This is a genomic window from Arthrobacter sp. T2-23, from assembly GCF_055398325.1.
Genome location: NZ_AP027917.1, coordinates 423,215 through 438,356 on the forward strand (window position 1 = coordinate 423,215; position 15,142 = coordinate 438,356).

At 67.7% G+C, this 15,142-nt stretch carries 12 protein-coding genes; 3 read left to right on the forward strand and 9 right to left on the reverse strand.

Features of this window, described 5'->3' with window-relative positions:
* Positions 1 to 37 precede the first annotated feature (37 nt).
* Positions 38 to 2,677 (reverse strand): DNA polymerase I, encoded by a 2,640-nt coding sequence (gene polA / locus ACZ5Z0_RS01970; RefSeq protein ID WP_464110684.1) that lies wholly within the window; start codon positions 2,675 to 2,677, stop codon positions 38 to 40.
* 211 nt (positions 2,678 to 2,888) lie between these two features.
* Here polA and ACZ5Z0_RS01975 point away from each other — a divergent pair, with 211 nt between their 5' ends.
* The gene (locus tag ACZ5Z0_RS01975; protein ID WP_464109655.1) at positions 2,889 to 3,353 is read left to right on the forward strand and encodes a hotdog fold thioesterase; all 465 of its coding nucleotides are present in this window, start codon (positions 2,889 to 2,891) and stop codon (positions 3,351 to 3,353) included.
* Between the two features lie 13 nt (positions 3,354 to 3,366).
* Here the strand turns inward: ACZ5Z0_RS01975 and ACZ5Z0_RS01980 are convergent, their stop codons facing one another.
* From ACZ5Z0_RS01980 to ACZ5Z0_RS02010, 7 genes are all read right to left on the reverse strand, one after another.
* Positions 3,367 to 3,915: a dihydrofolate reductase family protein gene (locus ACZ5Z0_RS01980; RefSeq protein ID WP_464109656.1), complete on the reverse strand. Its 549-nt coding sequence runs from the start codon at positions 3,913 to 3,915 to the stop codon at positions 3,367 to 3,369.
* Positions 3,916 to 3,985: 70 nt separating this feature from the next.
* The gene (locus tag ACZ5Z0_RS01985; protein ID WP_464109657.1) at positions 3,986 to 4,207 is read right to left on the reverse strand and encodes a hypothetical protein; all 222 of its coding nucleotides are present in this window, start codon (positions 4,205 to 4,207) and stop codon (positions 3,986 to 3,988) included.
* Positions 4,204 to 5,415, reverse strand: coding sequence for an anion permease (locus ACZ5Z0_RS01990; RefSeq protein WP_464109658.1), 1,212 nt, complete (start codon positions 5,413 to 5,415; stop codon positions 4,204 to 4,206). Before ACZ5Z0_RS01990 ends, ACZ5Z0_RS01985 begins: the two co-directional genes overlap by 4 nt.
* Before the next feature lie 297 nt (positions 5,416 to 5,712).
* Positions 5,713 to 6,168 (reverse strand): hypothetical protein, encoded by a 456-nt coding sequence (locus ACZ5Z0_RS01995; protein ID WP_464109659.1) that lies wholly within the window; start codon positions 6,166 to 6,168, stop codon positions 5,713 to 5,715.
* Positions 6,169 to 6,249: 81 nt separating this feature from the next.
* Entirely contained in the window at positions 6,250 to 7,119 is an 870-nt protein-coding gene (locus tag ACZ5Z0_RS02000) for a universal stress protein (RefSeq protein ID WP_464109660.1), read from the reverse strand.
* A 226-nt stretch (positions 7,120 to 7,345) separates the two neighbouring features.
* Entirely contained in the window at positions 7,346 to 8,662 is a 1,317-nt protein-coding gene (locus tag ACZ5Z0_RS02005; protein ID WP_464109661.1) for an erythromycin esterase family protein, read from the reverse strand.
* On the reverse strand, positions 8,659 to 10,041 hold the full coding sequence (locus tag ACZ5Z0_RS02010) for an MBL fold metallo-hydrolase RNA specificity domain-containing protein (RefSeq protein ID WP_464109662.1): 1,383 nt from the start codon (positions 10,039 to 10,041) through the stop codon (positions 8,659 to 8,661). The genes ACZ5Z0_RS02005 and ACZ5Z0_RS02010 overlap by 4 nt, the downstream gene beginning before the upstream one ends.
* A gap of 211 nt (positions 10,042 to 10,252) precedes the next feature.
* Here ACZ5Z0_RS02010 and ACZ5Z0_RS02015 point away from each other — a divergent pair, with 211 nt between their 5' ends.
* Complete coding sequence (locus ACZ5Z0_RS02015; RefSeq protein ID WP_464109663.1) at positions 10,253 to 12,031, forward strand: long-chain-fatty-acid--CoA ligase; 1,779 nt, start codon at positions 10,253 to 10,255, stop codon at positions 12,029 to 12,031.
* A gap of 346 nt (positions 12,032 to 12,377) precedes the next feature.
* Positions 12,378 to 14,735, forward strand: coding sequence for an FdhF/YdeP family oxidoreductase (locus ACZ5Z0_RS02020; RefSeq protein ID WP_464109664.1), 2,358 nt, complete (start codon positions 12,378 to 12,380; stop codon positions 14,733 to 14,735).
* An 83-nt stretch (positions 14,736 to 14,818) separates the two neighbouring features.
* Here ACZ5Z0_RS02020 and ACZ5Z0_RS02025 read toward each other — a convergent pair whose 3' ends face one another.
* Complete coding sequence (locus tag ACZ5Z0_RS02025) at positions 14,819 to 15,136, reverse strand: DUF6457 domain-containing protein (RefSeq protein WP_464109665.1); 318 nt, start codon at positions 15,134 to 15,136, stop codon at positions 14,819 to 14,821.
* Positions 15,137 to 15,142 lie beyond the last annotated feature (6 nt).

A 15,142-nucleotide genomic window follows, 5' to 3' on the forward strand; every position in this document is an offset into this window, starting at 1 on the left:
AATAGACCGTCCGGCCGGAACCGGAAGACCAACGCGCCTAGTGGCCGGCCTCGTACCAACTGGTGCCGATGCCGATCTGCACATCGAGCGGAACCGACAACTGCGCGGCGGAGCCCATCTGTTCCGTGACCAGCTTCTCGACGGCCTCGCGTTCGCCCTTGGCGACTTCGAGGACCAGTTCATCATGCACCTGCAGCAACATGCGCGATTTCAGGCCCTGCTCGGCCAGCGCGCCGGACACACCCAGCATGGCCCGTTTGATGATGTCCGCCGCGGAGCCCTGGATCGGGGAGTTCAGCGCAATACGCTCCGCATTCTCCCGCAGCTGGCGGTCGGTGCTGGTCAGGTCCGGCAGGTAACGGCGCCGGCCCTCGATCGTCGCGGTGTAACCGTCGATCCGGGCCTGGTCCACAACGCCGCGGAGGTAGTCTCGCACGGCGCCGAACCGGTCGAAGTAGTCCTTCATCAGGGTCCGTGCCTCGTCCACGGAAATCTCCAGCTGCTTGGACAGGCCGAACGAGGTCAGACCGTACGCGAGGCCGTAGGACATCGCCTTGACCTTGGAGCGCATCGCACTGGTGACCTGGTCGGTGGGGACGTGGAAGATGTTGGAGCCGACGAAACGGTGCAGGTCCTCGCCATCCTTGTACGCCTGGATCAGGCCGGCGTCGCCGGAGAGGTGCGCCATGATTCGCATTTCGATCTGCGAGTAGTCCGCGGAGAGCAGGCATTCGTAGCCCTCGCTGACCACAAAGATGCCGCGGACGCGGCGGCCTTCCTCGCTGCGGATCGGGATGTTCTGCAGGTTGGGATTGTTGGACGAGATCCGGCCCGTGGCCGCGACGTTCTGCGCGTAGGTGGTGTGGATGCGCCCGTCTTCGGTGACGGATTTCTTCAGCGACTCCAGCATCTGGCGCAGCTTCGACGACTCACGGTGCGCCATCAGCTGGACCAGGAACTCATGCCCGGTCTTTTCCAGCAGGTTCTTGAGCGAGGCGGCGTCGGTGGTGTAGCCGGACTTGATCTTCTTCGTCTTGGGCAGGCCGAGCTCGTCGAACAGGACGGTCTGGAGCTGCTTCGGCGAACCCAGGTTGACCTCGTGCCCGATCGCGGCGAATGCCAGCTCCTGGGCGTGGTCGATCACCTTCGCCAGGTCCGCGAGCTGCTCGTCCATGCGCGGCATGTCGATCGCGATCCCGGCGAGTTCCATGTCGGCGAGAACACGGCTGACCGGCAGTTCAAGGGTGGTCAGCAGGTCCTGGGCCTTCCGTTCCTTGAGTTCTGATTCGAAGTAGTGGCTCAGGGCCCGGACGACGGCGGCTTCGTGGACCAGCGCACCCGCCGCGGCGGCGTCGTCGCCGTCGAACGCCAGCTCCAGCTGGCCGGCCTTGGCGGCCTCCGTGGACACCGAGATGTTGAGGTGGTGCTGCGCCAGCTCAGCGAGCTCGTAGCTGCGGCGGTCGGGCTGGATCAGGTAGCCGGAGATCGAGGTGTCGTCCACGACGCCCTCCAGGTCCAGGCCGCGGGCGGACAGTGCCTTCAGGGCGGCCTTGAACCCGTGCATCACCTTGGGTGAGCCGGCGTCGCGCAGCCAGCCGGCCAGCACGTTCTCGGCTGCGGCGTCCTGGCTGGCCAGGTCGATGTAGGCGGCGGCGTCGTCGCGGACGATTGCCAGCGCGGTGGCGTCCTCGCCGATCCGGCCGGGCACCAGGTCGACGGCCAGGGCGGACCGTTTCCCGGCTCCGGCCGCGAGGAAGGCGCCCAGTTCGGCTGCGTCCGAGGGGGTGACGAAGTCCGGGGTGTCGAGGCTCTCGCGCTCGGCTTCCGTCACTTCACTGCCGTAGAGGGCGAAGAGCCGTGTACGGATGGTCTTGAATTCGAGGGTATCGAACAGGTCCTCGAGGGCGGCCTGGTCCGGCCTCGGGTCCGCGAGGTCCTCGAGGGTGACGGGCAGCTCGAGGTCGGTGTGGAGCCTGTTCAGCCTCCGGTTGCGCTTGACTTCCTCGACGTTGGCGCGCAGGGCATCGCCCACCTTGCCGCCGATCGCGTCGAGGTTTTCCAGGACGCCCTCGAGGCCGCCATAGAGGTTGATCCACTTGGCCGCGGTCTTGGGGCCGACGCCGGGGACGCCGGGGAGGTTGTCCGCGGTCTCACCCACCAGGGCGGCGAGGTCCGAGTACTGGGCGGGGCTGACGAAGTACTTCTCCTTGATGGCGTCTGCATCCATCCGGGGAATATCGCTGACGCCCTTGCGCGGATACAGCACAAACACGTTGTCGGTGATGAGCTGGAAGGCATCGCGGTCGCCGGAGACCAGCAGCACCTCGTAGCCCGCCTTTTCACCCATGGCGGCGAGCGTGGCCAGGATGTCGTCCGCTTCCCAGCCGGGCATCTTGATGGTCTTAATGCCCCACGCGCCCATGACCTTGTCGATGAGGTCAATCTGGCCGCTCATTTCCCGCGGGGTCTCGTTCCGTCCGCCCTTGTAGCCGTCATACTCGGCCTTCCGGTGGGTGGTGTCGTCGGAGACGTCGAACGCCACGGCCACGTGGGTGGGCTTCTGCTCCTTGATCAGGTTGATCAGCATGGAGGTAAATCCGTGAACGGCGTTCGTGTGCTGGCCGGTGGCGGTGGAGAACTTGTCAGCGGGCAGGGCGAAGAACGCCCGGAAGGCCATGGAGTGTCCGTCCAGCACCAGGAGTCGGGGCTGGTCCGTGATGGGAATCACGGGAGCCTCGGTGGCGGAAACCGACTGCGCTGCCCGGCTGGTCCTTGCCGCGGGCCGGGCCGCGACCACTGATTCCGGCTCAGCTGCCGGCAGGAGGTCAGTCGAGGAAGGGGAAAGGGCCGGTTTGGTAGTTTCGCTCACAGGTGCCAGCCTAGTTCCCATGATCGACAATTTCACGCCAGCCCCGTTCGCCGCCGAGCTCGAAGCCGCCGGGGTTCCCGCGGAGCTCCATGGCTGGCTTGGCCGGCTGGGCGTCGGCGCCCTCGTGGTCAAGATGGGCATCCACTTTGTGGAGCTGAGCCCGGAACGCACCGTTGCCACCATGCCGGTGGAGGGCAACACACAGGTTGCCGGCATCTTGCACGGCGGCGCCCACGTGGTGCTGGCCGAGACGCTCGGCTCCTTCGCCGCCGGCATGCACGCCGGCCCGGGCCGGCAGGCACTGGGGGTCGACGTCAGCGCGACGCATCACCGCGCGGTATCCTCCGGCACCGTGACGGGCACGTGCACCGCCATCCACCTGGGCCGCACCCTGACCACGCACGAAATTGTCATGACCGATGAACAGGGCCGCCGGCTTTCCACCGCACGGATCACGAACCTGCTCCGCGACATCCCCGGCTAGCCGGCCCGAGTGGTCAGGCGCCGTCTGCGACGCGGTAACGGAGTTCGACGATGCCCCGGCCCATGGTCCGGGACGCGAGCAGCTCCAGCGGCGCCGTCGGTCGGACCAGCGGCAGCAGCGGCTTCCCGCTGCCCAGCACCACGGGGATAATCGAGACGATCAGCTCGTCCAGCAGGCCGGCGTCGGCGAATTGCGCGGCAAGGACTCCCCCACCCACCACCCAGACGTTCCGGCCAGCGGCTGCGGACTTCAGGTCTTCCACGAATTCCGTCACCGGTCCGCGGACAAAGGTGACGTCCGCTCCCGGCGGGGCGGACAGTTCGTGGTGCGTGAAGATCCAGCTCGGCGTTCCGCGGTACGGCCAGTTGTCCGCTTCATGCTTCTTGAGCCAGGCGTAGGTTTCGCCGCCCATCACGATGGCGCCGACATCGGCCATAAACGCCTCGTAGCTCTCCATGCCGCCTTCAAAACCGTCGAACTGGAGCAGCCAGTCCAGGTTGTCGTCTGCGGTGGCGATGAAGCCGTCCAGAGAGGTCGCTACGAAGTACTGGAAACTCGGCATGGACTCAGCGTAGCCACTAGCGGCCCCCTTTCCCAGAGCCCGCTCCGCGGCACCCTGGCCTAGCTGTGGCCTACTTGCTGAAGTACGGAACGATCAGGTAGAGCCCGAAGAGCACCGCGACGCCGCAGAGGCCGAAACAAGCGTAGGACAGCGGACGGACCCAGCCGGGCTGGCTGGTCCGGGCATCGCCGGCGATGGCGGTCAGCCGGACGCCGAGGGCGTAGAGGACGACGACGGTCACCGCGGCCACGAGGGTGGCCCCCGCTACCAGCACGAGTTCAAGCCACTTCATTTCAGGCCATCCTTGGAGTCGTTGTTGCGGCTGACCGCCGCGGCCTTCTTCTTTGCGAACTCGATGGCCTGACCGGCCTCTTCGACTTCGACGGCGTTGTGGTGGCCGACGTGGGATTTCCGGGAGGCAACAAACATGTACGCCACTGCTGCCGTCCCGGCGACGGCGGCGATGATGAATCCGACGGTGCCGGTGTGCACCAGCATCGCCGTCAGGGCACCGACGACGCCTGCGGCCGGCAGGGTGAAGAGCCAGCCGACGACGATCTTCCGTGCGGTCGACCAGCGGACGGAGGTGCCGCGGCGGCCCATCCCCGACCCGATGACCGAGCCCGAGGCCACGTGGGTGGTGGACAGGGCGAAGCCGAGGTGGGAGGAAGCCAGAATGGCCGCGGCGGTGCTGGTCTCGGCGGCGAAGCCCTGGGCCGGCTTGACGTCGGTGAGCCCGGAGCCCATCGTCCGGATGATCCGCCAGCCGCCGGAGTAGGTGCCGACGGCGATGGCGAGGGCGCAGGCAGCGATGACCCAGAGCTGCGGGCCGGTGCCGGGGGCCTGGCTGCCGGCCGAGATCAGGACCAGGGTGATGATGCCCATGGTCTTCTGCGCGTCGTTCGTGCCGTGTGCGAGGGCCACGAGGCTTGAGGTGAAGATCTGTCCGGTGCGGAACCCGCCGCGCTTCTGCGTGAGCTTGCTGCCGGTTTCAGGGTCGTGCCGGGACGTCAGGGCGTAGGCGAGCCGGGTGCAGACGTAGGCCACCGCCGCGGCGATCACGGGGGCGAAGACGGCTGGCAGGAGGACTTTCTGGAGTACCGAGGTGAAGTTCACCGAGTGCAGGCCGATGCCGGCGATGGCCGCGCCGATCAGGCCGCCGAAGAGCGCGTGCGAGGAACTGGAGGGCAGGCCTTTCAGCCAGGTGATCATGTTCCAGAGAATCGCGCCCATCAGACCGGCGAAGATAATGTCCGGGGTGATTTGGACGCCGTCGGACCCTTCCCGGATGATGCCGCCGGACACCGTCTTGGCCACTTCGGTGGAGAGGAACGCGCCCACGAGATTCAGCACGGCCGCGAGGGCGACGGCGATCTTCGGCTTGATGGCACCGGTCGCGATAGGCGTTGCCATCGCGTTGGCGGTGTCGTGAAACCCGTTCGTGAAGTCAAAGAACAGCGCCAGCGTTATGACGAGCGCCACCATTACGGTGATTTCCACCTGTTGCCCAATCTGCAGAGTCGACGGTCAGCAGTTTCATTCCCCGTGGCGGCCCTGTTGGTCACTGTTCATCCGTTCGTAAGCCGGAATCCCTTGCGCAGTTCACCAAAGCTGTCCTGAAACCCAATAGATCGTACGTGCCAATGTCTGCTGGGCAAAACATCGTGCGTCGACGCCGATGCCGCCGCGGATTAGAAGGGAGGCCGGCCGCGCGTCGGGCCGGCGTCGAGCATGCCGGCGATCCTCTCCTCAAGGGAAGCCAGCGCGGCCTCCGGCAGCACGATCAAACCGTCCAGCTCACGCCGGGCCCGTTTGTACGCGGTCGGCGACGTCGAAGGCCACTTCGAAGTCACGCACCGCGGTCCGGTCCTCGCCCAGCCCGGCTGCGGTCGTGATCCGCCCCGGGCCCTCGGGGCGCAAGCCGTCTGCTTCCCGTTTGGCGCGGAGGAACGCGACGGTGAGCGGTTCGCGCACGTCCGTCATCATGGGGAAGTCGATCAGCTTTCCGACGTCCAGTTCGTAGTCCAGCCAGCGCCGGTTGACCGCGTCGTGGTCGTCCAGGAGGGCCTGCACCTCGTTGCGGCCGGCGGTTTCCGCGTCGGCCTGACGGTTCCTGAGCCGGTACAGCTCCACTTTCCGGAGGTGTCGGCGTTCGGAAGCTTTGCCCAGGGAGCGGCCCCATGGGGCCAGGAGCGTGCTCAACGGAAAGACCATCCACCAGTTGTGGCCGATCCGATTGAACAGCGAATCCACTGAAATATCCTCCCACCGGGCCCGGGCACAGGAAAGACCCCCTCCGCGGAGGGGGCCGTCCCTGACGGTTTAGACGCGCGCTCAGCCCTCGTGCTTGACCTTGTGCACCCGGGTCACCACGGTGGGACACGTCACGTTCAACAGCACGGCGTGGGCCGTGGAGCCAAGCACCAGCCGGGAGAAGCCGCCGCGGCCGCGGCTGCCGATCACTAGCAGGCGGGCATCCCGCGCCAGGTCGGTGAGCGCTTTCGCCGGCTCCGTGTCGGTTTCGAGGCGCTGGTGGATCACCAGGTCCGGGTACTTGTCCCCGAGGCCGGCCACTGATTCGGCCAAGGCAATCCGGTCCTCTTCGACGATCGTCTCGGCGAGTCCGCTATCGGGCAGCTGGTGCTCAACCCAGCGGGCAGGGCTGCGGAAAGCCAAGACGACGGTCAGTTCGTCACCGCCGCGGTCAGCCTCGGCTGCGGCGAACGCCACGGCCTGAAGCGATTCTTCCGAGCCGTCCACACCGACCACGACGCCGCGGTTGGCGGCGCCCGAGGTGCTGGGGATGACGGCCACCGGACTGTCCGAGGCGGTCACGATCTGGAGGGCGCGGTCCGTCATGGGTCCGCCGTCCATCCAGTGTTTGTCGTGGGCGCCCACGACTACCATGGAGGCTTCCTTCGACGCCTCTCGCAGGCCCGAGCCCGCGCTTCCGTGCCGCAACTGGACGTCAACGTCGACGTCGGGGGCCTGGTTTTTTGCACTGGCTTTGGCCTTTTCCAGCAGTTCCATCCCGGATTCCCGGATGAGCTCGTGGTACTGGAAGTCCGGTGACATCCAGCGGTCATCAACGGCGTGGACGCACAGGACCGGGAGCTTGTGCGCTGCGGCGCGTTTCAGCGCCCAGGCCAGCGCGGCCTCGCTGCCCGCCGAGCCATTGATGCCGACGACGATTGGTTTACTCATGCTGAATCCTGCTCTTTTCCGTGGCGCGAACGTGGACGCGACCCCCACAGTGGTCCCGGCAGCGCACCGTTCTGTGACCACTGCTGAGACCGCGGCGGAGACCGTTGCAGGCGGCCGCTGCTGTTTGGCATGACTCGCCGGCAGCGCCGAGGCACTGCCGACACTTCAGTGTCCCCCGGGCCCTAGCGGCCGGTTAGGGCCTTAAGCCCCTCACCGGCACCCGGCCCTAGAAGCCGGTCGGTTCCGTCTCGAACTCCGGCTCGACGGCCGGCCCTTCGTGGTGCACCGGGCGCAGCGCGGCGGTCTGTTCCAGCCAGATCAGCGCGTCGTAGCGTTCCCCCATCCGGGTCGGCACGTAGTTCCCCTGTTCCCGCTCCGGGTGGTAGACGACGCCGATGGCCCGGTGCCCGAGCCAGGTCGAAAGCCACGCGCCGGTCCGGTCGTCGCCGAACTCCAGCACGGAGGGCACCCCCAGCGCCTCGTGCAGGAAGTCCTCATGGCTGCCGGGGCGCGCGGCGGGCACCGGCAGGATCCGCTCCGGCGTCCCCCAGGCATCCGCGGCGATCACCGTGCCGCGGTGGGAGGCGAAGCCCACCAGCAGGACCCCTTCGAGGGCATGCCGTTCCCGCAGCAGCTGGCCCACGTTGACCAGCCCGTCCTGCGCCATTTCCGTGGCGCGTGCGTCGCCCACATGGGTGTTGTGCTCCCAGATGATGCCCTTGGACGCCGCGCCCAGATGGCGGGCCAGCCGGTCGATGGTGTCCGCCATGTGGTGGTCCCGGACGTTCCAGGACTGTCGGTCGCCGCGGACCATGATCCGGTAGTAGTGCTCGGCGTTCGCCGCCACCTCGGCGTTCTGGACGGCGTCGAAGGCTTCCTCGTCGTGGTCGCCCGGGCTGAACACCCGGCTCCGGACCTCGCTGAGCAGGGCCACGACGTCGGCCTCGCAGGAGTCCGGGACCAGCCGTGTGCTCCAGGCGTATTTGTGCGGGTCCTCGTGGTGCGGCAGGAAGCACTGCCAGGCCCGCATGGCGGCGGGCACGGCGTCGGGCAGGTGCTCCTGGAGCCAGCCGATGATCTCACGCAGCGAGTCCCAGAGTGAGTAGACATCCAGGCCGTAGAAGCCGACGCGTTGCGCAGGGGGCCGACGTGAATTCCAGGTGCGCAGCCAATCCAGGAACCCGGCCACTTCCTCGTTCGCCCACATCCAGGTGGGCCAGCGCTGGAACCCGGCGAGAAGCGCATGGACGCCCTGATCCTGTCCGCTGAGCCCGCGGACCCACTGGTTGAGCCGCCAGCAATCCGGCCAGTCCCCTTCCACACCGATCCAGGTATAGCCCTGTTCCTCGATCAGCCGGCGGCTCAGGGTGGCCCGCCAGGTATAGAACTCGTGGGTGCCGTGCGAGGCCTCCCCGATCGCGGTGAAGCGGCACTCCGCGGCGCGCCGGACCAGCCCGTCCAGGTCGCGGTCGCTGCGGAGCTGGCGGGCGAGGGAGTGGATCTCGCCGAGGACGGCCGCCTTGGTGACGTTGCCCGGGTTCACCGCGGGTCCCCGATGTCGATCCGTTCCAGGTGCTCCGGGACCCGGGCCCGCCAACCCAGCTCGCGCTTGATCCGGACCCGCAGCGCGTCAGCGGCATCAGGTTCGCCGTGCGTGATGTAGGTCATCCGCGGCTCCCGCGGCGCCGCCTTCATCCAATTGATCAGGCCGTCCGTGTCGGCGTGCGCGGACAGGTTCTCCATCTGGATAACTTCGGCCCGGATCTTTACGTCCTCCCCGTAGATCCGGAGCTCACGCTCCCCCGCAGCCAGCGTGGCGCCGCGGGTGCCTCCGGCCTGGTAGCCGCTGAGGACGATGGCGTTTTTGGGGTCGGGGCCGTAGGCGGCGAGGTGGTGCAGGATCCTGCCGCCGGTCAGCATGCCGCTGGCGGAGATGATGATCATCGGCCCGCCGCGCAGGTTCAGCAGCTTGGAGTCGTCCACGCTGCGGGTGAGCTTGGCGATGCTGTACATGTTCTCGTATTCGTCCCGTTTGAGCCGGTGCTCCTCCGGATGCCGCTGGTACATTCCGGAGGCGTCGATGGCCATCGGGCTGTTCAGGTACACCGGAATGTCCGGGATCGCGTTTTTGCGCCGGAGCCTGGAGAGGTACAGCATGAGCGTCTCCGCCCGGCCGACGGCGAACGCGGCGAACATCACCACGCCGCCGCGCTTGGCGACCCGCGTGATGATCTCCCCGAGCTGCTGCTCGGGATCCAGCGTGGAGTGCAACCGATCCCCGTAGGTGGACTCGGTGACGAGGACGTCGACGGCGCCCAGCGCCCGGGGCGGGAACATAAACGGGTCATCGGCGCGGCCCAGGTCGCCGGTGAAGTGCACCGACTGGGAGCCCAGCCGGACGTGCACCTGCGCCGCCCCAAGGATGTGCCCGGCCGGCACGAACGTCAGTTCCATCCCCCCGCCGAGGTCCAGCGGGTCGTCGAAGTCGCGGATCCGGAAGCTGTTGAGCGACTTGACAGCGTCTTCGGCCGTGTAAAGCGGCAGCGCCGGGCTGTGCCGTGATGATCCGCGGTGGGCTGCGTAGCGGGCCTCCTCCTCCTGCAGGTAGCCGCTGTCCGGCAGGATCAGCTTGCAGAGGTCCGTGGTGCCGTCGGTGGCGAAAACGGGTCCGGTGAAGCCGTCCCGCACCAACGCCGGCACGTAGCCCGTGTGGTCCAGGTGCGCATGGGTGAGGACGACCGCGTCGATCGTCCGCGGCGGAACCGGAAAGGGCATCCGGTTGCGCTCGCGGCTGCGTTTGTAGCCCTGGAAGAGCCCGCAGTCGACGAGCACCCGGCGCCCGCCGGCTTCGAGCATGTAGCGGGAACCGGTCACAGTGTCGGTGGCACCGAAGAACCGGAGGGTCGGCTGCTCGTGTTTCATGATGCTTCCGTTCCCGAGTCCGTCAAACCCACCTTCCGCGCAAACCGCCCCCTCCCCTAGGGCCGAAAGTCACTCCCGCGCCAGGCACCCGGGCTGCGGGCGTGCGGGACGCCGGTGCCCGTACCGGTAGGCTTTTCGGGCGGGCACTTTGGGCCGGCTTGAGGGCGGCCCGCCAGCCGGACGCCGCCATTCCCAGTGGCAAGGACTGAGCATGAATAAGAAATCCACCCCCGGCGCCCCGGTTCCCGCCCTCCCCTGGGCGGACCGTCCGTGGACGAAGCACTACAGCCCGGGAGTCCCCGCCAACCTCAAGCTGCCCAAGGGTTCCCTCGTTGACTTGATGGACTCCTCCGTCCGGCGTTTCGGCGCCAAGACGGCCCTGGAGTTCTTCGGTGCCCGGACCACCTACCGGGAGCTGGGTACGCAGATCAGCCGGGTGGCCGCCGGGCTGAAGAAGCTCGGCGTAACGGCCGGCGACCGGGTCGCCCTGGTCCTGCCGAACTGCCCGCAGCACGTGGTCGCCTTCCACGCCGCCCTGCGGCTCGGCGCCGTCGTGGTCGAGCACAACCCGCTCTACACCGACCGCGAACTGCGCCACCAGTTCGAGGACCACGGCGCCGCCGTCGCGATCGTCTGGGACAAGGCGGTGGACCGGGTGCTGCGGCTCCCGGCCGACGTCGGGCTGCGTAGCATCGTCTCGGTCGAGCTGATCCCGGCGATGCCGCTGGGCAAGCGGCTCGCGCTGCGGCTGCCGCTGCCCGCCGCGCGCAGGGCGCGGGCGGCCCTTTCTGCCGGGAAATTGTCCGCAGCAATACCGCCATCAGGAAGATCCGCCCGCCAGGCCGGCGGCGTCCGGCGGCAGGTCCTGCCGTGGCGCGACCTCCTGGACGCAGGCGAACTGAAGAAGCGGCACCCGCGCCCCGCGCCGGAGGACCTGGCCGTGCTGCAGTACACGTCCGGCACCACCGGAACGCCCAAGGGCGCCATGCTGACGCATGCCAACCTGCAGGCCAACGCCGCCCAGGGCCGGGCCTGGGTGCCGGGCCTCAAGGACGGGCGCGAAACCGTGTACGCGGTGCTGCCGATGTTCCACGCGTACGGGCTGACCCTGTGCATGACCTTCGCGCTGAGTACCGGTGCCAGGCTGGTGCTGTTTCCCAAGTTCGACGTCGACCTGGTGCTGAAGGCGCACCGGAAGTCCCCGGCGACCTTCCTGCCCGCGGTACCTCCGATTTACGACCGGCTCGCGGCCGCGGCGGCCCGGCAGGGCGTCAGCCTCAAGGGCATCCGCTACTCCATCTCCGGTGCCATGAACCTGCCGGCCGCGACGGTGGAGACCTGGGAGCGGGCGACCGGCGGCTACCTGATCGAGGGCTACGGGCTGACCGAGACCTCGCCCATCTCGGTGGGCAACCCGTTCGGACCCAGCCGGAAGCCGGGTACGGTGGGCGTGCCGTTCCCGCTGACGGACATCCGCGTGGTGGATCCGCAGAACGTCCTGATCGACCGTGGCCCCGGCGAGCCGGGCGAGCTGCTGATCCGCGGGCCCCAGGTCTTCGCCGGCTACTGGAACCGGCCGCAGGAGACGGAGGAGGCGCTGCTGGAGGGCGGCTGGTTCCGCACCGGCGACATCGTGTCGGTGGACAACGACTTCTTCGTCACGATCCGGGACCGGATCAAGGAGCTGATCATCAGCGGCGGCTTCAACATCTCCCCCACCGAGGTGGAGGACGTCCTCGCCGAGTTCCCGGGCGTCGCCGAGGTCTCCGTCGTCGGCCTGCCCCGGCCCGGCGGGGGCGAGGACGTAGTAGCCGCCGTCGTGCCGGCCGCGGGCGCTACGGTCGACACCGGCGCCCTCCAGAACTTCGCGCGGGGGCACCTGGCAGCCTACAAAGTCCCGCGACGCGTGGTGCTGATGGATGAGCTGCCGCGCTCGCTGATCGGCAAGGTCCTGCGCCGGGAAATCCAGGACATGCTGGCGGCCGGCTGACGGGTCGCTGGGAACCCGCCAGCCGGCGGTGCCATCTTCCTGCCCCCGGACGCGGCACCCGCTCGTGTACCGCGTCAAGGCGCCGGGTGCCGGAGAGCACGAACCCGCCTCCAGAAGCTGATGGTGCTACCAGAATGCGTGCAGGTTCTTGCGAAAAACTTGAATCGCCCCTCCCGCCGCCCACGGGCCCCTGCGTTCGGAGGGCCCGTGCCGCCGCAGGATCGGGGCAATTGCTTGCGGCGCTCCGGGCAAGCTGATAGGCCTGTGATGGGCGTGCGGGTAGGGTGCCTAGAGAAGTTGTGCCCGCCGCCGGGCCACCGGCGGCGTCTGCAGAAGGGAAGTTGACGTGACTCGTAAGACTCCGCGCATTGAGGAAACCAGCGAAAAGGACCTGGAGGTCGGCAAGGGACCGAAGCACTGGGCTGCCGGTGTCCCAGGCGTTTACCATTCGATGGTCCCGGCCGTGGAGCAGATGGGCCTCAACCGGACCCGCAAGACGGTCATGAAGATGAACCAGAAGGACGGTTTCGACTGCCCGAGCTGCGCCTGGCCGGACCCGCATCACCGGAAGGCCTTCGAATTCTGCGAAAACGGCGCCAAGGCCGTCACCTGGGAGGCGACGCCGGTGGTTATCCCGACGTCGTTCTGGGCGGAGCACTCGGTGAGTGAACTGCGGGACCGCTCCGATTACTGGCTGGGCATGCAGGGCCGGCTCACGGAGCCGGTCTACAAGCCGGCCGGCGAGGACCACTACAAGCCGGTCAGCTGGGACGAGGCGATCCGGATCCTCACAGGGAAGCTCAAAGGCCTGGACTCCCCGGACGAGGCCTCCTTTTACACGAGCGGCCGTACCTCCAACGAGGCTGCCTTCCTGTACCAGCTGATGGTCCGCGGCTACGGCACCAACAACCTGCCTGACTGCTCCAACATGTGCCATGAGTCCTCGGGCTGGGCCATGGGGCAGACCATCGGCATCGGCAAGGCCACGGTCAACTTCGATGACTACGCCGACGCCGACCTGATCATCATCATGGGCCAGAACCCCGGCACGAACCACCCGCGCATGCTCACCGAGCTGGAGAACTGCAAGCACAACGGCGGCGAAATTGTCGCCGTCAACCCGCTGCCCGAGGCCGGCCTGCACCGTTACAAGAACCCGCAGAAGGTCAAGGGCATCATCGGCCGGGGCACCTCGATCGCGGACCAGTTCCTGCACATCCGGATCGGCGGGGACATGGCCCTGCTGCAGGCGGTCTCCAAGCGCGTGCTCGACGCCGAGGCGAAGAACCCCGGCACCGTACTTGACCATGCCTTCCTCGCCGAGCACTGCGAAGGCCTCGAGGAACTCAAGGAGCACCTCGCGCTGCTGGACGAACAGGCCGTTCTGGACGCGACCGGGCTGCGGTCCGAGGAAATCGACGAGCTGGCCGCCCGGTACCTGAAAGCCGAGAAGGTCATCATCACCTGGGCCATGGGGATCACGCAGCAGAAGAAGGGCGTGGCAACTATCAAGGAGATCATCAACCTGCTCCTGCTGCGCGGCAACATGGGCAAGCCCGGCGCCGGCGCCTCCCCGATCCGCGGGCACAGCAACGTGCAGGGCGACCGGACGATGGGCATCTGGGAACAGATGCCGCAGTCCTTCATGGAAGCCCTCGGCGAGGAGTTCGACTTCGAACCGCCCCGCGAGCACGGCGTCGACGCGGTGGAGACCATCAACAAGATGCAAGAGGGCGAGATCAAGGTCTTCATGGCGATGGGCGGCAATTTCGTCGGCGCCATCTCGGACACCAACGCCGCCGAGGCCGCGGTGGCAGGGACGGAAATGTCGATCCAGGTCTCCACCAAGCTCAACCGCTCCCATGTCGTGACCGGAGCCGAAGCCCTGATCCTGCCCACCATGGGCCGGAGCGAGATCGACATCCAGGAATCCGGGGAGCAGTTCGTCTCGGTTGAGGACACCGTCTGCGCAGTGCACCCCTCGTGGGGCAGCGTGGAGCCCGTGTCGCACCACCTGCTCTCCGAACCGGCCATCCTCAGCCGCCTCGGCAAAGCCCTCGTCGGGGACAAGATCAAGGCCGACTGGGACGGCTACGAGAAGAACTACGACCTGATCCGGGACCACATTTCACGGGTGGTGGGCGGCTGCGAGGACTACAACACGAGGATCCGCCAGGAAGGCGGCTTCATCCTCGCCAACGGCCCCCGCGACTCGCGCACGTTCCCGACGCCGACCGGCAAGGCCGTTCTCACCGTCAACGAGCTCGAACACGTGGAGCGGCCCGCGGGCACCCTGATCCTGCAGAGCATGCGTTCGCACGACCAGTTCAACACCACCATCTACGGCCACAACGACCGCTACCGCGGCATCAAGAAAGGCCGCCATGTGGTGTTCGTGAACCCGGACGACATCAGTGAACTGGGCCTCTCGGACGGCCTCTACGTGGACATCCACGGCCAGTACCAGGACGGCGTCGAACGGGTGCTGCGCAAGTTCCGTGTGGTCTCGTACCCGACGGCGCCGGGCTGCGCCGCTGCGTACTACCCGGAGGCAAACGTGCTGGTGCCGCTCAACCACACCGCCGAAGGCAGCAACACGCCGATCTCGAAGGCAGTCATCGTGCGGCTTGAGCCAAGCCTGGACCAGACGCCGGACAGCCCCGCCCGGCTCCACACGGCACCCGGAGTGGCTACGCCTGCCTAGGCCGGCACCGCGCCCAACGCAGGCAGGCCGCGTCCCCACATGGTGGGGACGCGGCCTGCCTGCGTTGCTGGCGATTCGTCCGGCTACTGGGCGCGCTTGGCCCAGCCCTTCTCATCCGGGCCGCCCGACTCGCCGTGTTCGCACAGCTCGATGACCTTGTTGGACGCGGCATGCACCGCTTCCTGTGTGCTCTTCCGGCCGTTGGTGGACGCCGTCCCCGCGGCATAGCCGACGATGAACGCGCTGATGGCATCCGCGTGCGGCCCCACGGCCTTGAGCGACTCGTCCGCGACCTGGACGATCTTCTCGTGGTCGACTTCCAGGTCCAGGATCTGCAGGGCCTGGATCACGCGGGCGCTCCAGTGCCGCAGCGAGCTGTCTTCATCTCGGGGCAAAGTCATGTGCTA

Bases quoted from the DNA above. Each gene is read 5' to 3' on its own strand.
- ACZ5Z0_RS02025 (WP_464109665.1), bottom strand. From the start codon at position 15,136: ATGACTTTGCCCCGAGATGAAGACAGCTCGCTGCGGCACTGGAGCGCC.
- ACZ5Z0_RS01975 (WP_464109655.1), top strand. From the start codon at position 2,889: ATGATCGACAATTTCACGCCAGCCCCGTTCGCCGCCGAGCTCGAAGCC.
- ACZ5Z0_RS02000 (WP_464109660.1), bottom strand. From the start codon at position 7,119: ATGAGTAAACCAATCGTCGTCGGCATCAATGGCTCGGCGGGCAGCGAG.
- ACZ5Z0_RS02010 (WP_464109662.1), bottom strand. From the start codon at position 10,041: ATGAAACACGAGCAGCCGACCCTCCGGTTCTTCGGTGCCACCGACACT.
- ACZ5Z0_RS01980 (WP_464109656.1), bottom strand. From the start codon at position 3,915: ATGCCGAGTTTCCAGTACTTCGTAGCGACCTCTCTGGACGGCTTCATC.
- ACZ5Z0_RS02015 (WP_464109663.1), top strand. From the start codon at position 10,253: ATGAATAAGAAATCCACCCCCGGCGCCCCGGTTCCCGCCCTCCCCTGG.
- polA (WP_464110684.1), bottom strand. From the start codon at position 2,677: ATGGCCTTCCGGGCGTTCTTCGCCCTGCCCGCTGACAAGTTCTCCACC.
- ACZ5Z0_RS01985 (WP_464109657.1), bottom strand. From the start codon at position 4,207: ATGAAGTGGCTTGAACTCGTGCTGGTAGCGGGGGCCACCCTCGTGGCC.